This window comes from Nonomuraea sp. NPDC051941, assembly GCF_044593615.1.
The window spans coordinates 441184-460199 of sequence record NZ_JBIUCF010000001.1 but is presented as its reverse complement, the minus strand read 5'-3'; the positions used below and the strand labels follow the sequence as shown (position 1 = coordinate 460199).

The 19016-nt window shown below is 70.4% G+C and carries 22 protein-coding genes; 11 read left to right on the top strand and 11 right to left on the bottom strand.

All coding sequences use genetic code 11. From position 1 onward, the window contains the following. Positions 1–118: 118 nt before the first annotated feature. Positions 119–544: an OsmC family protein gene (locus ACIHFD_RS02090; RefSeq protein WP_397365179.1), complete on the top strand. Its 426-nt coding sequence runs from the start codon at positions 119–121 to the stop codon at positions 542–544. A gap of 112 nt (positions 545–656) precedes the next feature. Continuing rightward, positions 657–2777 carry a glycogen debranching protein GlgX gene (gene glgX / locus ACIHFD_RS02085; protein ID WP_397365178.1) on the top strand — a complete coding sequence of 707 codons (2121 nt, stop codon included), beginning with the start codon at positions 657–659 and terminating at the stop codon, positions 2775–2777. Here the strand turns inward: glgX and ACIHFD_RS02080 are convergent. Next, the gene (locus ACIHFD_RS02080; RefSeq protein WP_350722688.1) at positions 2731–3144 is read right to left on the bottom strand and encodes a hypothetical protein; all 414 of its coding nucleotides are present in this window, start codon (positions 3142–3144) and stop codon (positions 2731–2733) included. The genes glgX and ACIHFD_RS02080 overlap by 47 nt on opposite strands. 163 nt (positions 3145–3307) lie before the next feature. Here ACIHFD_RS02080 and ACIHFD_RS02075 point away from each other — a divergent pair, with 163 nt between their 5' ends. The 4 genes from ACIHFD_RS02075 (at position 3308) to ACIHFD_RS02060 (ending at position 6169) form a co-directional block, all read left to right on the top strand. Further along, positions 3308–3808 (top strand): GNAT family N-acetyltransferase, encoded by a 501-nt coding sequence (locus ACIHFD_RS02075; RefSeq protein ID WP_397365177.1) that lies wholly within the window; start codon positions 3308–3310, stop codon positions 3806–3808. A 99-nt stretch (positions 3809–3907) separates the two neighbouring features. Then, positions 3908–4642 (top strand): pyrimidine reductase family protein, encoded by a 735-nt coding sequence (locus tag ACIHFD_RS02070; RefSeq protein ID WP_397365176.1) that lies wholly within the window; start codon positions 3908–3910, stop codon positions 4640–4642. After that, complete coding sequence (locus tag ACIHFD_RS02065) at positions 4626–5792, top strand: ATP-dependent DNA ligase (RefSeq protein ID WP_355194545.1); 1167 nt, start codon at positions 4626–4628, stop codon at positions 5790–5792. Before ACIHFD_RS02070 ends, ACIHFD_RS02065 begins: the two co-directional genes overlap by 17 nt. Before the next feature lie 56 nt (positions 5793–5848). Further along, on the top strand, positions 5849–6169 hold the full coding sequence (locus ACIHFD_RS02060) for a hypothetical protein (RefSeq protein ID WP_397365175.1): 321 nt from the start codon (positions 5849–5851) through the stop codon (positions 6167–6169). Positions 6170–6193: 24 nt separating this feature from the next. Here the strand turns inward: ACIHFD_RS02060 and ACIHFD_RS02055 are convergent, their stop codons facing one another. From ACIHFD_RS02055 to ACIHFD_RS02020, 8 genes are read right to left on the bottom strand one after another with little or no spacing between them, the layout of a single operon-like run. Further along, on the bottom strand, positions 6194–7390 hold the full coding sequence (locus tag ACIHFD_RS02055) for a flavin-dependent oxidoreductase (RefSeq protein WP_397365174.1): 1197 nt from the start codon (positions 7388–7390) through the stop codon (positions 6194–6196). Between the two features lie 37 nt (positions 7391–7427). Then, complete coding sequence (pgeF, locus tag ACIHFD_RS02050; RefSeq protein WP_397365173.1) at positions 7428–8135, bottom strand: peptidoglycan editing factor PgeF; 708 nt, start codon at positions 8133–8135, stop codon at positions 7428–7430. Between the two features lie 23 nt (positions 8136–8158). After that, positions 8159–8929 carry an enoyl-CoA hydratase/isomerase family protein gene (locus ACIHFD_RS02045; protein ID WP_397365172.1) on the bottom strand — a complete coding sequence of 257 codons (771 nt, stop codon included), beginning with the start codon at positions 8927–8929 and terminating at the stop codon, positions 8159–8161. Continuing rightward, a complete protein-coding gene (locus ACIHFD_RS02040; RefSeq protein WP_397365171.1) occupies positions 8926–10413 on the bottom strand; it encodes a tripartite tricarboxylate transporter permease in 1488 nt (495 codons plus the stop codon). Before ACIHFD_RS02040 ends, ACIHFD_RS02045 begins: the two co-directional genes overlap by 4 nt. Then, entirely contained in the window at positions 10413–10886 is a 474-nt protein-coding gene (locus ACIHFD_RS02035) for a tripartite tricarboxylate transporter TctB family protein (RefSeq protein ID WP_397365170.1), read from the bottom strand. The genes ACIHFD_RS02040 and ACIHFD_RS02035 overlap by 1 nt, the downstream gene beginning before the upstream one ends. After that, a complete protein-coding gene (locus ACIHFD_RS02030; RefSeq protein WP_397365169.1) occupies positions 10883–11836 on the bottom strand; it encodes a tripartite tricarboxylate transporter substrate binding protein in 954 nt (317 codons plus the stop codon). The genes ACIHFD_RS02035 and ACIHFD_RS02030 overlap by 4 nt, the downstream gene beginning before the upstream one ends. Next, positions 11833–12219: a thioesterase family protein gene (locus tag ACIHFD_RS02025; protein WP_397365168.1), complete on the bottom strand. Its 387-nt coding sequence runs from the start codon at positions 12217–12219 to the stop codon at positions 11833–11835. Before ACIHFD_RS02025 ends, ACIHFD_RS02030 begins: the two co-directional genes overlap by 4 nt. Further along, complete coding sequence (locus ACIHFD_RS02020) at positions 12216–13430, bottom strand: CaiB/BaiF CoA-transferase family protein (protein ID WP_350722709.1); 1215 nt, start codon at positions 13428–13430, stop codon at positions 12216–12218. The genes ACIHFD_RS02025 and ACIHFD_RS02020 overlap by 4 nt, the downstream gene beginning before the upstream one ends. A 135-nt stretch (positions 13431–13565) precedes the next feature. Here ACIHFD_RS02020 and ACIHFD_RS02015 point away from each other — a divergent pair, with 135 nt between their 5' ends. From ACIHFD_RS02015 to ACIHFD_RS02005, 3 genes are read left to right on the top strand one after another with little or no spacing between them, the layout of a single operon-like run. Continuing rightward, entirely contained in the window at positions 13566–14279 is a 714-nt protein-coding gene (locus tag ACIHFD_RS02015) for a GntR family transcriptional regulator (RefSeq protein ID WP_397365167.1), read from the top strand. Next, on the top strand, positions 14276–14665 hold the full coding sequence (locus ACIHFD_RS02010) for a MaoC family dehydratase N-terminal domain-containing protein (RefSeq protein ID WP_363965802.1): 390 nt from the start codon (positions 14276–14278) through the stop codon (positions 14663–14665). The genes ACIHFD_RS02015 and ACIHFD_RS02010 overlap by 4 nt, the downstream gene beginning before the upstream one ends. Continuing rightward, positions 14662–15051, top strand: a complete 390-nt coding sequence (locus tag ACIHFD_RS02005) for a MaoC/PaaZ C-terminal domain-containing protein (RefSeq protein ID WP_350722715.1) — start codon at positions 14662–14664, stop codon at positions 15049–15051. The genes ACIHFD_RS02010 and ACIHFD_RS02005 overlap by 4 nt, the downstream gene beginning before the upstream one ends. On the opposite strand, the gene ACIHFD_RS02000 is transcribed toward ACIHFD_RS02005, so the two are convergent. Further along, positions 15041–16084, bottom strand: coding sequence for a class I SAM-dependent methyltransferase (locus ACIHFD_RS02000; protein ID WP_397365166.1), 1044 nt, complete (start codon positions 16082–16084; stop codon positions 15041–15043). The genes ACIHFD_RS02005 and ACIHFD_RS02000 overlap by 11 nt on opposite strands. A gap of 136 nt (positions 16085–16220) precedes the next feature. Between ACIHFD_RS02000 and ACIHFD_RS01995 the strand changes: the two genes are divergently transcribed. Both ACIHFD_RS01995 and ACIHFD_RS01990 read left to right on the top strand, forming a co-directional pair. Beyond that, complete coding sequence (locus ACIHFD_RS01995) at positions 16221–17660, top strand: aldehyde dehydrogenase family protein (RefSeq protein WP_397365165.1); 1440 nt, start codon at positions 16221–16223, stop codon at positions 17658–17660. Between the two features lie 19 nt (positions 17661–17679). Next, a complete protein-coding gene (locus tag ACIHFD_RS01990; protein WP_350722720.1) occupies positions 17680–18555 on the top strand; it encodes a tetratricopeptide repeat protein in 876 nt (291 codons plus the stop codon). A gap of 50 nt (positions 18556–18605) precedes the next feature. Here ACIHFD_RS01990 and ACIHFD_RS01985 read toward each other — a convergent pair whose 3' ends face one another. Continuing rightward, positions 18606–18986 (bottom strand): hypothetical protein, encoded by a 381-nt coding sequence (locus ACIHFD_RS01985; RefSeq protein ID WP_350722722.1) that lies wholly within the window; start codon positions 18984–18986, stop codon positions 18606–18608. Positions 18987–19016: the final 30 nt, after the last annotated feature.

Below are 19016 nucleotides of genomic sequence, written 5' to 3'. Positions count from 1 at the left end.
GGTGCGCCGCGACCCGAGCATGTCATTATTCGCCGGAAAAGTAGAGCCGGATGACCGAGAGGCAGGGAGTTTGCCGGCGCGCGATAAGGTCGGAGGACCAATACGGAGGGAGCACGTCATGGCCACCACTCGCACCGCCACCACCCAGTGGAAGGGCAACCTGCTCAACGGTTCGGGCACCGTGTCGCTCGACACCTCGGGCGTGGGCACGTTCGAGGTCTCCTGGGCGTCCAGGTCCCAGGAGGCCGGCGGCAAGACGTCCCCGGAGGAGCTCATCGCGGCCGCCCACTCCTCCTGCTTCTCGATGGCGCTCTCGCACGGGCTGGCCGGCGCCGGCACCCCGCCGGAGTCGCTGGAGACCAGCGCCGACGTGACGTTCCAGCCGGGTGAGGGCATCACGGGCATCGTGCTCACGGTGAAGGGCCACGTTCCCGGCATCTCGGCCGAGCAGTTCGCGGAGGCCGCCGAGACGGCCAAGGCCAACTGCCCGGTCAGCAAGGCCCTGACGGGCACCATGATCACGCTCAACGCCGAGCTGCTCTGACGGTCGCCGCGACCTGCCCGGCCCGGAGGCCGGGCACGTGGAGACCCCGGTACGGAGGGCGATCGGCGCATTGAGAGACCAAGAGCGTGTTCGCGTGCGACAATTGGGCCACATGCGCGAGGTCTGGCCGGGCGAGCCCTATCCACTCGGCGGCACCTGGGATGGCGTTGGCACCAGCTTTGCGGTGTTCTCCGAGGTCGCCGAGCGAGTCGAGCTGTGCCTTTTTCATGACGACGGCACCGAGGAGCGGGTCGACCTGCCCGAGGTCGACGGGTTCGTCTGGCACGGCTACCTGCCGGGCATCCAGCCGGGCCAGCGCTACGGCTACCGCGTCCACGGCCCGCACGACCCGTCGCAGGGCCACCGGTGCAACCCGGCCAAGCTGCTCCTCGACCCCTACGCCAAGGCCATCGACGGCGAGCTGACCTGGAACCAGGCGCTGTTCCCCTACTACTTCACCGATCCGACCCGGCGCAACACCGAGGACAGCGCCCCCTACATGCCGAAGAACGTGGTCATCAACCCGTTCTTCGAGTGGGGCAACGACCGGCCGCCGCGCATCCCGTACCACCAGACCGTGATCTACGAGGCCCACGTGCGCGGGCTCACCATGCGCCACCCCGACGTGCCGCCCGACCTGCGCGGCACGTACGCGGGGGTGGGGCATCCGGCGATCATCGATCACCTGCTGTCGCTGGGGGTGACGGCGGTCGAGCTGATGCCGGTCCACCACTACATCCCCGAGCACTTCCTGGTCGCCCGCGGGCTGACCAACTACTGGGGCTACAACACCATGGCCTACCTGGCTCCCCACGGCGGCTACTCCAGTGCGGGGACGCGGGGGCAGCAGGTGCTGGAGTTCAAGGCGATGGTGCGGGCGCTGCACGAGGCGGGCATCGAGGTCATCCTCGACGTCGTCTACAACCACACGGCCGAGGGCGACCACATGGGGCCCACGCTGGGGTTCCGGGGGATCGACAACGCCGCCTACTACCGGCTGCACGACGGCGACCGGCGCTACTACCTCGACTACACCGGGTGCGGAAACTCCCTCAACGTACGCTCGCCGCACGCGCTGCAGCTGATCATGGACTCGCTGCGTTACTGGGTGCTCGACATGCACGTGGACGGGTTCCGGTTCGACCTGGCCTCGGCGCTGGCCAGGGAGCTGCACGACGTCGACCGGCTGAGCGCGTTCTTCGACCTGATCCAGCAGGATCCGGTGATCTCGCAGGTCAAGCTGATCGCCGAGCCGTGGGACGTGGGGCCCGGCGGCTACCAGGTCGGGAATTTCCCGCCTTTGTGGACGGAGTGGAACGGCAAATATCGCGACATCGTGCGCGATTTCTGGAGAGGCACGCATTCCGCGCTCCCCGAGTTCGCCTCCCGCCTGACCGGCTCCGCCGACCTGTACGAGTCCTCCGGCCGCCGCCCGGTCGCCTCGATCAACTTCGTGACCTGCCACGACGGTTTCACCCTCAGCGACCTGGTCTCGTACGACCACAAGCACAACGAGGCCAACGGCGAGGACAACCGCGACGGCACCAACGACAACCGCTCCTGGAACTGCGGCGCCGAGGGCCCCGTGGAGGACCCCGGCATCGTCCAGCTCCGCCACCGCCAGCGCCGCAACTTCCTGGTCACCCTGTTCCTGTCGCAGGGGGTGCCCATGCTCTCCCACGGCGACGAGCTCGGCCGCACCCAGCGCGGCAACAACAACGCCTACTGCCAGGACAACGAGCTGGCCTGGGTCGACTGGTCGATGCTGCACACGGAGCCGGAGCTGCTGGAGTTCGTCAGGGCGCTGTCGAAGCTGCGCCGCGAGCACCCGGTCTTCCAGCGCCGCCGCTTCTTCCACGGCCGCCATCCCGAGGACGGCAAGCGCGACCTGGTCTGGCTCACCCCGGGCGGCTCGGAGATGACGGCGAGCGACTGGCACATCGGCTACGCCAAGTCGCTCATGGTCTACCTCAACGGCGAGGCCATCACCGAGCCCGGGCCGCGCGGCGAGCGGATCGTGGACGACTCGTTCCTGCTGCTCATCAACGCCCACCACGAGAACATGTCGTTCACGCTGCCGGGCGAGGAGTGCGGCACCGGATGGGTGCCCGTGCTCGACACCAGCCACGAGACGATGGAGGACGCGTTCGTGGACGAGGGCTGGCGGGCCGGTGACCTGGTCGCCGTCACGGCCCGTTCCCTCCAGGTCCTGCGCCAGCCGCGCTCGCGGTGAGCAGCATCAGCGCGAACGTCGCCACCCCCGCCAGGCCGTGCAGCGTCACCGCCAGCACCGGGAACCGGCGCCCGCACGTCGTGTGCCGCCCGGCCCCGAGCCAGCGCGTGGACATCGTGAACCCCAGCAGCGCGGCCACCGCCAGCCCTCCGAACGCGGCCCACGCCAGCGCCCTGCTCCCCGTGACCAGCCCGCCCACCCAGCACACCAGCGCCGACACGGCCAGCGTCGGGTGGGAGAACACCAGCGCGGCCGGGAAGCGGGTGACCTTGGCCCGGCGCAGCCCGTCCCCGGAGAGCCAGAAGTAGAGCAGGTACACTCCGGCCAGCGCGGCGATCGCCCACGCCACAGCGGTGATCAGACCCACAGGGCCTCCCTCCCCCGATCCCCTTCCGCCACGTAAGCACGTGAACGCCCGCGCGTCCTTGGATACACAAAAGTGCTATACGCCCCATATCCCGAAATGCCCGCTCACATCTGCTAGCTTTACCTTTCCGGCCGGATATTGCTTCCGGCCGGAACGTGTTTGTATGACCATTTCTCAGGCAACCGTGCGGCCCGTGTGCGCCGCCGACCACCCCACCGTCGAACGGCTCTGGCTCATGTTCCGCCACGACATGGCGGAGTTCCAGGGCGGGCTGCCCAACCCCGACGCCACCTATCACAGCGACCGGCTGCGCTCGGCGCTCGAGGACGACGACTGGGCGGCCTACCTGTTCACCAGCGACGACCGGCCCGTCGGGTTCTCGTTCGTGCGCGCGCTGTCCGGCCCGGCGCGCGTGCTGAACAGCTTCTTCGTGGTACGCGGCGCGCGCCGGTCCGGGATCGGGATGGAGGTCGTGCGGGAGGTGATCTCCCGGCACCCCGGCCCCTGGAAGATCGCCTTCCAGGACTCGAACGCGGCGGCCGTCGCGTTCTGGCGGCGCGTCGCCACCGAGATCGCCGGTGAGGCATGGACGGAGGAGCGCCTGGCCGTGCCGAACCGGCCCGACGTTCCCCCGGACGCGTGGATCTCCTTCACCACCGCCTGACCAGCTCAGGAACCGGGCGGGGCCCGCGACGAGCGGGCCCCGCCCCCGCGCGAGCTCCCGCGTGGGCCAACTGTCGGTGGGGTGTGCCAAGGTAGAGGAGTGCGGCGCATCTATCCCGACATACAGGACGACCCGGACATCGTGCAGGCGTACGCCTACCCCGAGGGGCGGCCCTGGCTGCGGCTCAACATGGTGGCCAGCGCCGACGGCGCGGCGTGGCTGAAGGGCCGCTCGGGTGGGCTGTCGAGCGCGGGTGACAAGCGGATCTTCCAGACCCTGCGCGGCCTGGCCGACGTCGTCCTCGCGGGCGCCGCGACCGTGCGCAAGGAGGGGTATGGTCCCGTCCCCCAGCGTGACTGGTGGGGCGAGATCCGCGCGGGCAGGCCGGAGGTGCCGCCCATCGCGGTCATCACCCGCAGCCTGGACTTCGACCTCGACGACGAGCTGTTCACCGAGGCGCCCAGCCGGACGATCGTGATCACCTGCGAGGCCGCACCGCACGAGCGGCGCAAGGCGGCGGCCAGGCACGCCGACGTCATCGTGGCCGGGGGCGAGAGCGTCGACCTGGCGGCGGCCGTCACGGAGCTGCACGCGCGCGGGCTGACCAGGATCCTGTGCGAGGGCGGCCCCAGGATCAACGCCCAGCTCGCGGCCCAGGACCTGGTCGACGAGATGTGCCTGTCCATCAGCCCGCTGCTGGTGGGGGGCGGCGCGGCGCGCATACTCAACGGCGAGCCCTCGGAGGTCTCGCTGCGCCTCAGCCAGGTGCTGGAGGAGGAGGGGGTCCTCTTCTGCAAATACGACAGGGAGCAGAGCCATGACCGAGCCGACTGAGCCCACGGAGCCGACCGGGCTCGCGGAGCCCGCCGAAGAGCAGCCGGTGCCCAACCTGCCGGTGCGCCCGCCGGTGCCGCCCATGCTGGCCAAGCCGGTCAAGGCCATGCCCAAGCAGAACGGCTCGCTGTTCTACGAGCCGAAGTGGGACGGTTTCCGGTGCATTGTGTTCCGCGACGGCGACGAGGTCTATCTGGGCAGCCGCAACGAGCGGCCGTTCACGCGCTACTTCCCGGAGCTGGTCGAGGCGGTCAGGGCGGAGCTGCCGGACAGGTGCGTGGTGGACGGCGAGATCGTGCTGCCGAGGGGGTCGCAGCTCGACTTCGACGCGCTGCAGCAGCGCATCCATCCGGCGGCCTCGCGGGTGAAGCTGCTGTCGGAGCAGACGCCGGCCCAGTTCGTCGCGTTCGACCTGCTGGCGCTGGGCGACGAGTCGCTGATGGAGACGCCGTTCTCGGAGCGCCGCGCGCGACTTGAGGGGATATTTTCGGAAAAGGGCGAGTCCATTCGGCTGACCCCGGTCACGACCAACGACGAGCAGGCGGCCGAGTGGTTCGAGATGTTCGAGGGCGCGGGGCTCGACGGCATCATCGTCAAGCCGGGTGACCAGCCGTACATCCCCGACAAGCGCACGATGTTCAAGGTCAAGCACGAGCGCACGGCCGACGTGGTGATCTGCGGCTACCGCGAGCACAAGTCGGGCCCGATCGTGGGGTCGCTGCTGCTCGGCCTCTACGGTGACGACGGCCGGCTGCACCACGTGGGCGTGGCGGCCTCGTTCCCGATGGCGCGCAGGGCCGAACTGGTCGAGGAGATCAAGCCGTACCTCGCGGAGCTGAGCGAGCACCCCTGGGGCCACTGGGCCCAGCAGGCGGCGGCCAACATCGGCCAGCCCGCCGCCGGGCCCGCGACGGGCGGGCAGCGGGTGCCCGGCGCGGTGTCGCGGTGGAACGCCAAGAAGGACCTGTCGTTCATCCCGCTCAGGCCGGAGCTGGTGATCGAGGTGGCCTACGACCAGATGGAAGGCGACCGGTTCCGGCACACGGCGCAGTGGCGGCGCTGGCGGCCCGACCGCACGCCGGAGTCATGCACGTACGAGCAGCTCGAACGTCCCGTGAGTTACAACCTGGACGACATCCTTGCCCGGTAGCCACGCTACCCGTTATATCTCGACATATGAGTACAGGGGATGAGTTAAAGGCAGCTGTGTCCGCCCGCCGGGACCTCGGGCCGGAGTTCGAGGACGCCGTGGTCGAGTCCTTCCTCGACAAGATGGGTCAGGAGGTCGACCGGCGGGTGGACGAGCGCATCGCGCAGCGGGCGTCGAAGGCGCCGGCACGCGACCGGGCGCCCGACGGGCAGCGGCTCGCCCTGGCGATCGTCTCGCTCAGCCTCGGCACCATCTCCACCCTCCTGCTGGTCCTGCTGGGGGACGACAAGGCGGGCTACCTGGTGCCGATCTGGCTTGGGATCATCATCATCAACGCGCTCTTCAACTCGGGGAGGTCGAACGGCAAGAGCGGCTGACTCCGGCGGCCCGCGCCTGATCCTTCACTCCGGGGAGGCGTCGGTCTCCACCGACCAGCTCCGGCGTGCGTTCAGCGTGGCGGGCTCGAAGCCGGCCAACTGCTTGTAACGCAGGGCGATCTCCTCGCGCTCGGCCAGCGGCAGGACGTCCTCGACGTCGGCGAAGCCTCGCGGGGCGCGCTGGTGGGCCAGCTTCAGGACGACCTCGGGCCCGTCCTTGCGGTTGGCCAGCACGACGTTGTTCGTGACGGGCCGGCGCTGCTCCTCGTAGAACTCCAGCCCCCGGCCGGTCGCCAGCGCGTAGGCCAGGACGCGGGCGTCGATGATGGCCTGGGTGCCACCGTTGGAGCCGGTGGGGTACATCGGATGCGCGGCGTCGCCCATCAGCGTCACCTTCTCCGTCGACCAGGACGGTAACGGGTCCCGGTCCACCAGCGGATACTCGAACACCTTCTCCGCCGCCGCCATGAGCCCGGGGATGTCGAGCTCGTCGCAGTGCCAGTCCGCCACGTGCGGGAGGACCTTCTCCAGGCTCACCGGCCGGTTCCAGTCGCCCCGGTGCGTGGCCTCCGTGGCCTTGTGCTGGATGCCCCAGTTGATCAGCTGCCTGCCGTCGGGGTCCGGCGGTGCGATGGGATAGATGACGATCTTCTGTGCGCCGTCACCCGCCATGATCATGGACTTGCCGGTCATGAACGGCGTGCTGTACGAGGTGCCGCGCCACAGCACGTCGCCGCTCCATAACGGCTCGCCCTCCTCGGGGAGCAGCGCCTGCCGGACGCCGGAGCGGATGCCGTCGGCGCCGATGAGCAGGTCCGCGTCGTGGTCGAGCTCGGTGACGGGCGACCCGGTCACCACCGCCTCCGCGCCGAGGCGCTCCTGGACCGCCCGCAGGAGCATGAACTGCAGCCGGCCCCGGTGTATCGAGTACTGGGGCCATTTGTAGCCGGCCGTCAACCCGCGCGGTTCGGACCAGATGCGCTGCCCGTACCGGTTGATGAAGGTGAGGTCGGCGGTCTCGACGCCGATCTCCGCCAGGCGGTCGCCCAGGCCGAGTTCGATGAGCTCGCGTACGGCGTGGGGCAGGATGTTGATGCCCACGCCCAGCGGCTGGAGCTCGTCGACCGCCTCGTGGATGACCACATCGGTGATTCCCGCGGCGTGCAGGCTCAGGGCCGCGGTCAGCCCGGCGATGCCCGCCCCCGCGATGACGACGCGCATGGGGCGACATTAACCGAAGAAATGCGGAAAAAGGAGCCTATGTGAGCCAGATGAGCCCGGCGAAACGGCCGCCCGGCTGCTCCCTGCGGTGCGAGTAGAGCTCCGCCGACTCGATCGTGCAGCGGGCGTCATGGCGTACGTCCTGGACCCCCGCGGCACGGAGCTGGGCCTCGATCCCGGCCCGCAGGTCGAGCGCGGGCGTCTCCCACGACGTCGTGGACCACGTCTCGGGGACACGGGAGGCCACCCGCTCGCGCAGGTCGGCGGGCACCTCGTAGCAGCGGCCGCACGCGCCGGGCCCGACCAGCGCGATCATCCGGCCCGGCGCCGCGCCCTTGGCCGCCATCGCCGCCACCAGGGCGCTCGCGATGCCCGCCTCGGTGCCGGGGCGGCCGGAGTGCGCGGCGCCCACCATGCGCGCCACCGGGTCGGCCACCAGCACCGCCGGGCAGTCGGCCCCGAGCGAGGCCAGCGCCAGCCCCGGCTCGGTGGTGAACACGCCGTCGAGCGCGGGCGGATCGTCCCCGAAGGGCTCGCTCACGTACGCGACGTCGGCGCTGTGGACCTGGCGCATGAACACGACGCCCCGCACGCCCAGCTCGGCGGCCACCCCCGCCCGGTTGGCCCGCACGGCCTCCGGGTCGTCGCCGACCATCCCGCCGAGGTTGCGCGACCCGAACGGCGGGACGCTGATCCCCCCGTGGCGATCGGTGACGGCGACACGCACTCCAGGGGCCAGCTCCATGGCTCGATCTTAGAGCGCGAGGCTCACCGGCCCTGCCAGGTGGCCCGTTCCTTGGCGAGGAAGGCGGGCACGGCGGCGTGGAAGTCGGCGCTGCCGAAGACCGTGGCCACGATGTCGTCGCCGTCCGGCAGGCCGGCCACGCGCAGCCGCCTGACCGCCTCCTTGGCCGCCCACATCGACAGCGGCGCGTGCGAGAGCAGCCGCTCCTCCACCTCCGCCTGCCGCGCGGGCAGGTCGTCGGGAGCGCACAGCTCGGCCACGAACCCGGCGGCGTGCGCCTCCTCGGCCGTGTACATGCGGGCCCGCAGCAGCATGTCCAGCGTGCGGGCGGGGCCGAGGTGGTGGACGAGCAGCGAGTACGTGTTCATCGACAGGCAGTTGCCCAGCGTCCTGGCGATGGGAGCCCCGAACCGGGCATCCGGCACGGCCAGCCGCAGGTCGCAGGCGGCGGCCACGACCAGGCCCCCGCCCACGCAGTAGCCCTGGACGACGGCCACGGTGGGCACCTTGACGCGTTCGAGCCGGTCGATGATCCGCTGGACCTTGCGCTCGTACGCGATCCCGTCGTCCCCATCGACAAAGGTGGAAAACTGCGAAATATCGGTGCCCGCCACGAAGGCCCGCCCACCGGCCCCCGACAACACGAGCAGCTTGATGGCGGGATCCGCGTCGGCCCGCTCGCAGGCGTCGTAAAGGCCGTCCCACATCGCCCAGGTCAGCGCGTTGTGCTGCTCCGGCCGGTTGAACGTGACCCGCAGCACGGGCCCGTCGGCGACGACGACTAGCTCGGTCACACCGTCTCCTTGACTCTTCGTGGGATGAGCTTCAGCAGCGAGGGCCCGGCCGCCAGCAGGGCGGCCAGCACGAGCACCGCAAGCGCGATCGGCCGGGTGAGGATGATCGTCAGGTCGCCGTCCCCCATCGCGGACGTCTGCACGAGCGCCTTCTCGAACAGCGACCCGATCACCAGCCCGAGCACGAGCGGCGCCATCGGCAGATCAAACTTTTTCATGAAATATCCGATCAGTCCGGAGGCGAACACGATCCACACGCTGAACATGTTGTTGTCGATCGAATAGGCCCCGACGAGGCTGGTGACCAGGATCAGCGGATACAGGTACCCGTACGGGATCCGCAGCATCTGCGCGAACAGCGGCGCCAGCGGCAGGTTCAGCACCAGCAGCAGCACGTTCCCGATGAAGAACGAGGCCAGCAGCCCCCACACCAGCTCCGGCTGCTCGTCGAAGAGCAGCGGCCCCGGCTGGATCCCGTACATCGTGAACGCCCCCAGCAGCACGGCCGTGGTCGCGCCGCCCGGGATGCCCAGCGCGAGGGTGGGCACGAAGTTGGCGTTCGCGGCGGCGTTGTTGGCGCTCTCCGGCGCCGCGACGCCCTCGATCGCACCCTGCCCGAACTCGTCCCGGTGCCGCGAGACCCGCTTCTCCACCCCGTACGCGAGGAAGGACGCCAGCGTGGACCCGGCGCCGGGCAGGCAGCCGAGCAGGTAGCCGATCAGGCTCCCCCGGGCGATCGCCCCCTTGGAGCGGGACAGCTCCTCCCGGGTGATCACCAGGTCCCTGAAGCGGGCCCGGATGGGCTCGGCCGCGCCCTGCCTGATCTGGTAGAGCACCTCCCCCACCGCGAACAACCCGATCATCACCTGGACGAACGGCAGCCCGGACAGCAGGTCCACGTCCCCGAAGGTGTAGCGGGGCAGCCCGGTGGCCGCGTCCACGCCGACGGTCGCGAGCAGGACGCCGAGCACGGCCATGGCCAGGCCGCGCAGCCGCGCCCCGCCGGAGAAGCTCACGATGGTGGCCAGGCCGAGGACCATGACGGCGAGGTTCTCGGGCGGGCCGAAGTCGAGCGCCAGCTTGGCGAACGGCGGCGCCATCGCCACCAGCAGCACCAGCGAGACGATCGCGGCGGCGAACGATCCGATGGCCGCGATCGCCAGCGCCGCCCCGGCCCGTCCCTTGCGGGCCATCTGGTAGCCGTCGATCGCGGTCACCACGCTGGCCGCCTCGCCGGGCGTGGAGATCAGCACGGAGGTGATCGTGCCGCCGTACTGGGCGCCGTAGTAGATCCCGGCGAGCATGATGAGCGCGGTCAGCGGCTCGAACGAAAGCGTCAGCGGCAGCAGCACGGCCACGCCGGTCGTCGAGCCCAGCCCCGGCAGCAGGCCGATGACGGTCCCGGCGAGCACGCCGACGAAGCACCACAGCAGGTTGGCGGGCGTGAGGGCCGCGCCGAAGCCCATGACCAGGTTGTCCAGCATCACCCGTCACCTCCGACGCCCAGCAGCCCGCCGGGCAGCGGGACGGCCAGGAACAGCACGAACACCGCGTAGATCACCACCGTGGCGGCCATGGCCACGCCCGCCGCCGGCACGACCCGCTGCTTCTCCACGAACGCCGACACGGCGAAGACCAGCAGCCCGAACGCCACCAGGAACCCGGTCAGCGGCACCAGCAGCAGCGCGACCAGCAGCATGGCGAACACGGTCCACAGCGTCCTGACGCGCCGGGGGTCGTCCGCCTCAGTGGCGGGCCCGGCACGGCGTACGGACTGCAGGAGGCAGGCGGCCGAGAGCACGGCCAGCGCCACGCCGCTCACCAGCGGCAGGAACCCGGGCCCCACCTGCCCGCCGTCCTTGGTGATGCCGTAGCCGAACGAGACGGCGGCCATGGCCGTCGCCAGGCAGACCAGCACCGCCCAGACGACGGCCTCGCCGCGGAGCAGCTGCCTCATGACGACTTCTTCAGCACCGGCGCGAGCGCCGTGTCGAGCTGTTCGAGGTATTCGCCGAAGTCGGCGCCGTACAGCTCGGCCTGCTGCAGGTAGTTGTCCTTGAGCCACTTCTGGAACTCGGCGGTCTTGGCCACGCCCCTGGCCGCCTGCTCCCAGTACGCCTTCTCCCGCGCGTCCAGCCCGCCCGGCGCGATGAAGCCTCTGAACTGCACGTACGAGACGTCGATGCCCTGCTCCTTGGCCGTGCCGAGGGAGGCGAACTCGGGGTAGGTGTAGCGCTTGTCCGTGGTGACGCACAGGCCCCGGAGGTCGCCGGACCTGAACTGGCCGATCACCTCGCCCGGGTTGAGCAGGGCAACCTGGATCTGGCCGCCGAGCACGGCCGGCACCAGCTCGCCGCCCGACTCGAACGGCACCCGCTGGAACTTCACGCCGGTCTTCTGCTCGATCATCGTGAAGATCACGTTGTCCACGCCGTACGCGCCCGACATGCCCACGCTCACCCGGCCGCTCCTGGCCGCGCCGACCACGTCGGCGCACGTCTTGAGCGGCGAGTCCTTCTTGACCACGACGATGCCGCCGTCCTCGGCCAGCTTGGCGACCGGCGTGAAGTCCTGGCGGGTGAAGGACACCTGGCCGCTGAGCGGCAGCGACAGGATGGCGTTCTCGGTGGCGAGCAGGTACTTGCCGTCGCCCTTCTTGCCGAGCAGGGCCGAGTAGCCGACCGCGCCCGAGCCGCCCTCGCGGTTCTCCACGGTGACCTTCAGCCCGGGCTGGGCCTTCTCCAGGGCGGCGGCGATGGCGCGGCCCGCCAGGTCGCTGCCGCCGCCCGCCGAGAACGGCACGATCATGCGGACGTCGCCGCGCGGCTTCCACGCGCCGCCCCCGGCGTCGGCGTTCGTGCCGCAGGCGGCGACCCCGAGCAGGAGCACGGCGACCCACGCCCTCATGACGCCTGCTCCGCGAGCTTGGCGGCGAACTTGTCCAGGTTGATGATGAAGCGTTCGTGAGTGCCCTCGCCGACCTTCCCGTTGGCGTCCTCGGCGACCACGGCGAACACGACGCGCCGCCGGTCCACCTCGGTCACCGTGGCGGTCGCGGTCACCTCGCCCCCTTTGAGCGTGGGCGCCACGTGCGCGATCTCGACCTTGCTGCCGACGCTGCCCTCGCCGTCGTTCAGGTACGGGGCCAGCGCCTCGATGGCGGCGTCCTCGATCAGGTGGACCAGGTTGGGGGTCGAGAAGATGTCGTGGTCGCCGCGGCGGGTGCAGTGCCGCTCCGTCACGACCCAGGTGAGGCCGGCGCTCACACCCGGGGTCAGCTGGTCGCTCATGAACTCTCCAAGGGGGTGGGGGATTGGGCCGCCGCGCCTTCGGCGAGCAGCCGGTCGATCTCCTGCTCGGTCAGACCGCACTCGCGCAGCACCTCCACGGTGTCCGCGCCGAGCGACGGTCCGGCGGGGCCGCGTCTCGTCGGCGTGTCCGAGAAACGCATGGCCGAGCCGAGCTGGCGTACGGGGCCCATCTCGGGATGCTCGGCATCCCAGAAGAACCCGCGCTGGTTCAGGTGCTCGTCCTCGAACACCTGGGAGTAGTCGGAAATGGGGGCGCACGGCACGCCGTGCTCGTCGAGCGCGGCCACGACCTCGGCCGTGGTGCGCCGGGTGGTGGCCGCCTCGATGGCCGGGATCAGCTCGTGGCGCAGGCCATGCCGATCGTGCGCGTCGGTGTAGCGCTCGTCGTCGAGCAGGGCGGTCAGGCCGAGCGCCACGCAGAAGCCGCGCCAGGTCTTGGGGGTGACGGCGCCGACCGTGCACCAGCCGTCGGAGGTGCGGACGGCCTGGTACGGCGCCGTGCTCTGGTGCGCGGACCCGAGCGGCCCGCCCACCTCGCCGGTGGCGAAATACTTGCCCGCCTCCCAGATGGCGAACGACACGGCCGACTCCAGCAGCGACACGTCCACGTGCTGGCCCTGGCCGGTCAGCGCGCGGGCGTGCAGCGCGGAGATCGCTCCGAGCGCGCCGTAGAGCCCGCACACCAGGTCCGCGATGGGCACGCCGACCTTGACCGGGTCGCCGCCCGGCATGCCGGTGACGCTCATCAGGCCGCCCCTGGCCTGGGCCATGATGTCCAGGCCGGGCAGGTCCGCGAGCGGGCCGTCCTGGCCCCAGCCGGAGGCGGAGACGTACACGAGGCCGGGGTTGAGCTCCTTCAGGTCGGCGAAGCCGAGCCCGAGCCGGCGCATGGCGCCGGGGCGGAGGTTCTCCACCAGGACGTCGGCGTCCTCGACGAGGCGGCGGAAGGCCGCCACGCCGAGCTCGGACTTCAGGTCCAGCGCGACCGACCGCTTGTTCCTGTTGAGCCGGGCGAACGGGGAGCTGTGCCCGGCCGTGAACGGGCCGACGGCGCGCACGCCGTCGCCTCCGTCGGGGTTCTCGACCTTGATGACGGTGGCGCCGAGGTCGGCGAGCTGCATGGCCGCGAAGGGGGCCGCCATGAACGCGCCGACCTCGACGACCCGGATGCCGGACAGTGGAGTGGTCATGTGTTACGAAAACCTCACTTCGGGCCGGATTGGTCTATTGTCTACAGAAGACAAGTGAGCTAGACAAGGGTTCTGCCGGAAGTTCTTCGGCACTATGGCGGCAGACGATGATCGCCTACGACAAGAGAGACCACGATGCGCATCGAGGCACCCCCCAGCATGGTTCAGCTCGCCACCGAGGCGCTGATGCGCATGCTGCTCAGCGGCAAGCTGCAGCCGGGCGACCGGGTCGTGGAGAACCAGCTCACCCAGGAGCTGGGCGTCAGCAGGCCGCCGCTGCGCGAGGCCATGCGCGTGCTGGAGCAGCAGGGGCTGATCACCCAGCAGCCGCGGCGGGGCGCGTTCGTCACGCAGCTCACGCTGCACGACATCTACGAGATCGTCACGCTGCGGCGGGAGCTGGAGCGGATGGCCGTGGACCTCGGCGTCCCGGTACGCGAGCCCGCCCGGCTCCGGCGCTGCCACGCCGCGCTCGACCGGCACGAGGCCGCCGCGCGATCCGGCGACTGGCTGGGGGTGCTGGAGCAGGCCGTCGAGTTCCACAGCTCGGTCATCGGGCTGTCCGGGCACCGGCGGCTGGAGGAGGCCTACCGGTCGATCCAGCTCCAGATGCTGCTCTGCATGGGCATGAACCGGCAGGTCAGGGCGTCCGGCGAGTCGCTCGTCGACGACTGGGAGCGGCATCGGCGGCTGCTGGAGGTGATCGAGGCCGGCTCGCCCGAGGCCGTGCACCGGGAGCTGGCCGGGCACGGTGACATGGCGTTCCTCGACGGCATCGAGGACCGGGTCGGCGGCCACTCCCCCGAGTCGCTGGCCTGGCTGAAGCGGGTCAGGGAAGGAGACACATGATCGAGGCTCTCCAGGAGGCGGTGGGCTGGACGGGGCCGCCGCGCGAGGACGTCGTCGAGCGGCGGCACCTGGCTTTCTACCTGCGCGCCGTCGGGGCGTCGGGCGACGAGGTGCCGCCCACGTTCACGGCGTGCTTCCTCGACGAGCCGCCGTCGCTGCCGGCCGCCTCGTCGTACGGGTCCGGCTGGCTGAACGGCGGCGACCGGTTCGAGTACCACGCGCCGCTGCGCGTGGGCGACGTGATCGTGTCGCGGCCGCGGTTCACCGGGGTCGTCGAGAAGAACGGGTCGGCGGGGCCGATGGCGCTGCTGACGTTCGAGACGGAGTTCCGCCGGCCGGACGGCGAGCTGGTGGTCAGGCACATCGGCACCAGGATCAGGAAATGACCGACATTCCCCCGCTGACGGAGACGACCACGCTGCGGAGGCTCGTCGAGTACGCCGGAGCGTCGGGCGACTTCTACGAGATGCACTACGACCTCGCCTTCGCCCGCTCGCTCGGCCACCCCGAGCTGGCCGTGCACGGGCTGCTCAAGGCCGCCTACCTGGGCAGGCTCGTCACCGGCTGGCTCGGCGGACGGGGGCGGCTGGCCGTGCTGGAGGTCAGCTACCGCGGCATGGACTTCCGCGACCGCGCCCACACGTGCCGGGGCCGGGTGGTCTCGACCGACGGCAACCGGGCGGAGCTGGAGCTGTGGGGCGAGGACGACACGGGCCGCCGCACCACGCTCGGCCGCGCGGAAGTGGTCTACGACGAGGAGTTCAGCGGCTGAGGCGGTGGACGGCGAGCGGGCCGCCGCCCCAGCGGCCGATCGCCTCGTCGTCGGCGAAGGCCAGCACGCGCATCATGTTGCCGCCGTCGCTGAGGTCCACGCTGCGGCGCAGCCTCCGCCGCAGCGGGCGGGGCAGGGCGGTCGTGCCGGCCTCGACCGTGTCGCCGTAGTGCGGGGCGAAGGAGACGCCCGCGAAGCCGGTACGGCTCAGCAGCCTGCGCACGGTCCACGGGGAGTAGAACATCAGGTGGTTCCTGGTGAAGCCGCTCCACGCCGGCCCGTACGCCTTGAGCAGCAGCGACTGGGCGTTCACGGTCAGGATGAGCAGCACGCCGCCGGGCGCCAGCAGGCGGCGGAAGCTGCGGAAGTCGTCCAGCGGCCTGGGCAGGTGCGCGAGCACCGACCAGAGCGTGATCACGTCGAACCCGCCCGCGGCGATCTCCGGGACGTCCTCGGGGGCGCCCAGATACGCGCGGGCCCTGCTCAGCCGCTCGTTGGCCTGGACGACGGACTCCGGCGACAGGTCCACGCCCCAGGCGTCGAACCCGCGCCGCTCGGCCAGCTCCAGGAACAGCCCGGTCCCAGACCCGAAGTCGAGCAGCCGGCGCTCCTTGCCCTCGTCGAACACCGGCGAGAACGCGTCCATGGTCAGCTCGTACCGGCGCTGCCGTTTTGCGGCGTACGAGCCGGCCAGGAAGGTGTTGTAGCCGGTGGCGTACAGGTCGCCGAGGCGTTCGGGCAGGATGTTGGGGTTGCGGTAGAGGAAGCCGCACGAGGGGCAGCGGACGACGTGATAGTGCCAGCCGTTGCCGGAGGGCTCGAACATCGGCTGCTGGCGCGACTCCCCGCACATCATGCAGGCCAGGAACTCCTCGTTCGCCTTCAGCGGCCTGAGCCTGCGGTAGTCCGTCAGCTCCATGACCGGGGCCCGCGTGGTCAGCAGCTGCCACTGCGCCTCGCGTACCAGGCGCTCGCCCGGACGGACGTACACGCGCTGCGCCCAGGGAATGCGGTCGTATCGGGAGCCATACACCAACCGGCTCAACAGTCGATATGCCATGCGAAGCGTCTTCCCCGACGCCAAGGACCGCTATGCGTGAAGATCCGGGCACTTTACGTGATCTTAGGGCTTCATGGCGAATGATGACAAGCAAGCATATGCTTGGTCCGTGTCTGACTATCGCAATCTCGTCGGCGGCGAGCTGGTCCCCGCAAGCGACGGCAGAACCCTCGACTCGGTCAACCCGGCCACCGGGGAGGTGTGGGCGCGGATCCCGGCGAGCGGGGCGCCCGACGCCGAGGCGGCCGTGGCGGCGGCCCGGCGCGCCTTCCCCGCCTGGTCGGCGCTGCCCGCCCTGGCCAGAGCGGGTTACCTGCGCAAGGTGTCGGAGGTGTTCGCCCGCAACGCCGAGGAGCTGGCCAGGCTGGAGACGCGCGACAACGGCCGCATCCTGCGCGACACGCTGAAGAAGGACCTGCCCGGGATGGCGTACCTGTGGCAGCTGGCCGCCGGGCAGTGCCTGGACGCGGCCAAGGGCGACACGGTCATCCTCGGCCCGGACACGCTCGGGCTGACGCGGCGGGAGCCGTACGGGGTGGCGGTCTGCATCATCCCGTGGAACTCACCCATCTCCACGTTCTCGGCCAAGGCGGCGTACGCGCTGGCGGCCGGCAACACGGTGATCGTCAAGCCGGCCGAGCAGGCGAGCGCGTCGGTGCTGCGGCTGGGCGAGCTGCTGGCCGAGGTGTTCCCGCCCGGGGTGCTGAACATCGTCAGCGGCCTGGGCGAGGAGGTGGGGGACGCGCTCGTACGGCACCGCGACGTCGCCAAGATCAGCCTCACCGGCTCGACGGCCACCGGCCAGGCCATCACCCGGGCGTCGGCGGACGCGCTGAAGCCGCTGACGTTCGAGCTCGGGGGCAAGTCCCCGAACATCGTCTTCCCCGACGCCGACCTGGACGCGGCCGCCCAGGGCGTCACCGTGAACTCCGTCTACACCGGCAACGCCGGGCAGGTCTGCGTGGCGGGCTCCCGCATCCTCATCCACCACTCGATCTGGGACGAGCTGCTGGAGCGCATCGCGCGCATCTGCGCCGAACTGGTCCTGGACGACCCGCTCGACCTGCGGACGACCATGGGCCCGATCGTCTCCTCGGCCCAGTACGAGCACGTGCGGTCGTACCTGGAGCTGGCCGAGAAGGAGGGTGCGAGCCTGCTCTTCGGCGGGCGGACGGGGGCGGAGGTGGTGCCCGGCCTGCCGGGCGGCTACTGGGTCTCCCCCACCCTCTTCACGACCACGGACAACTCGCTCCGGCTCTGCCAGGAGGAGATCTTCGGCCCGGTGGCGGTGGCCATGCCGTTCTCCTCCGACGAGGAGGCCCTGGAGATCGCGAACGACTCCCGTTACGGCCTGGCGGCCGGCGTCTGGACGCGCGACCTGGGGCGGGCGCACCGTTTCGTGCGCGATCTGCAGAGCGGGACGGTGTGGGTGAACACGTTCCGGCAGATGCCGCCCGGCCTCCCGTTCGGGGGCGTCAAGGACAGCGGGTACGGGCACGATTCGGTCCTCGAGTACACCCGCGAAAAGGCGGCCATAATCCAGATTTAGTCGGATAGATTTACGCCTCATGAGCGAGGGGATCAAGGACGAATCCGAGCTGCCGGACGCAGCCGCGCAGTCCCGTGCGTCCGTACTACGCAGTCGCGCCGAATCGTACATCGCCCTGTCGAGGTATGACGCCGCGATCGCGGATCTGACGGAATCGATCGCGTTAGTACCGGACAACGCCCGCGCCTGGCGGCTGCGCGGCGAGAGCCATCGCGTCATCGAACGCTACGAGACCGCCCTGGAGGACTTCGACGAGGCGCTCAAGCTGGAGCCGGACAGCGCGTACGCGCTGGGCTCCCGGGGCCAGACGTACGCCGCGATGGGCCGCCTGGACGAGGCCATGACCGACTTCGAGCACGCCCTCACCCTCTCCCCCGACTCCCTGTGGATCCTGGAGGCGAAGGCCGACGTCCTGGTGGACCTGGACCGCCTGGACGAGGCCCTGGAGGAACACGCCAAGATCATCGCTCTGAATGCGGACCTGCCCTACTCCTGGGCCGCCCGGGGCGACCTGTACCAGCGCATGCACCTCTACGCCGAGGCCATCGAGGACTACACGAAGGCGCTGGAGGCGAACCCGGAGTACGTGCGCGCGCTGAGCCGGCGGGGCGAGGCGTACCGCATGATCGACCGGTACGAGGAGGCGCTGGCGGACCTGAGCCGCGCGGTGGAGCTCGACCCCGAGAACGACCGGGCCTATGGCAGCCGGGGGGCGGTGCTGAGCGAGCTGGGCGACAACGAGGCGGCGCTGAGCGATCTGAACCGGGCGATCGAGCTGGATCCCGAGTACATCTGGGCGTTCCGCGTACGCGGGGAGATCCTTCAGGAGGCGGACCGCCACGAGGAGGCGATCTCCGACTTCACCCGGGCCCTGCACCTGGAGTTCGGGGACTGACCTCGCGGGCGGGAGTGGCGGCCAGGTGCGAGACCTGGCCGCGCCCCCGTCTATGCGTTGCGGGTCTCCAGCAACCGGTCGAGCCTGCGGCCGAGGTCGACCATGTCGTGCCGCAGGGAGTCGAATACCCCGAGGATCTCCGCGCGGGCGGAGATGAATTGATCGTTGGTCTGCCGTCGAAGACCTGTCAGTTCGTCGCCCAGGGCCGCGAAGTCCTGGGAGATCTCCAGCTGAACATCCGCGATCTCGGCCCGCATCTCGGCGACGGCGATGTCCGCCGAGGTGATCTTCGAGCCTTTCGCGCGTGTACGTCTCCCCGTTCGCAGGTGGGCATGGCTGTAGTCGTCAGAATCTGCGTCACCGGAACGCACGATCGCTTCGAACGCGTCGATGCGGAGCTTCAAAGCGCGGATCTCCGCCTCAATGTCCACGTACTCCTGCCTTTGCATGTACTCGGAAGG

Coding starts and splice junctions, on each gene's coding strand:
- ACIHFD_RS02090 (WP_397365179.1), top strand. CDS start 119: ATGGCCACCACTCGCACCGCCACCACCCAGTGGAAGGGCAACCTGCTC.
- glgX (WP_397365178.1), top strand. CDS start 657: ATGCGCGAGGTCTGGCCGGGCGAGCCCTATCCACTCGGCGGCACCTGG.
- ACIHFD_RS02075 (WP_397365177.1), top strand. CDS start 3,308: ATGACCATTTCTCAGGCAACCGTGCGGCCCGTGTGCGCCGCCGACCAC.
- ACIHFD_RS02065 (WP_355194545.1), top strand. CDS start 4,626: ATGACCGAGCCGACTGAGCCCACGGAGCCGACCGGGCTCGCGGAGCCC.
- ACIHFD_RS02055 (WP_397365174.1), bottom strand. CDS start 7,390: ATGCGCGTCGTCATCGCGGGGGCGGGCATCGCCGGGCTGACCGCGGCC.
- pgeF (WP_397365173.1), bottom strand. CDS start 8,135: ATGGAGCTGGCCCCTGGAGTGCGTGTCGCCGTCACCGATCGCCACGGG.
- ACIHFD_RS02040 (WP_397365171.1), bottom strand. CDS start 10,413: ATGCTGGACAACCTGGTCATGGGCTTCGGCGCGGCCCTCACGCCCGCC.
- ACIHFD_RS02035 (WP_397365170.1), bottom strand. CDS start 10,886: ATGAGGCAGCTGCTCCGCGGCGAGGCCGTCGTCTGGGCGGTGCTGGTC.
- ACIHFD_RS02030 (WP_397365169.1), bottom strand. CDS start 11,836: ATGAGGGCGTGGGTCGCCGTGCTCCTGCTCGGGGTCGCCGCCTGCGGC.
- ACIHFD_RS02025 (WP_397365168.1), bottom strand. CDS start 12,219: ATGAGCGACCAGCTGACCCCGGGTGTGAGCGCCGGCCTCACCTGGGTC.
- ACIHFD_RS02020 (WP_350722709.1), bottom strand. CDS start 13,430: ATGACCACTCCACTGTCCGGCATCCGGGTCGTCGAGGTCGGCGCGTTC.
- ACIHFD_RS02015 (WP_397365167.1), top strand. CDS start 13,566: ATGCGCATCGAGGCACCCCCCAGCATGGTTCAGCTCGCCACCGAGGCG.
- ACIHFD_RS02010 (WP_363965802.1), top strand. CDS start 14,276: ATGATCGAGGCTCTCCAGGAGGCGGTGGGCTGGACGGGGCCGCCGCGC.
- ACIHFD_RS02005 (WP_350722715.1), top strand. CDS start 14,662: ATGACCGACATTCCCCCGCTGACGGAGACGACCACGCTGCGGAGGCTC.
- ACIHFD_RS01990 (WP_350722720.1), top strand. CDS start 17,680: ATGAGCGAGGGGATCAAGGACGAATCCGAGCTGCCGGACGCAGCCGCG.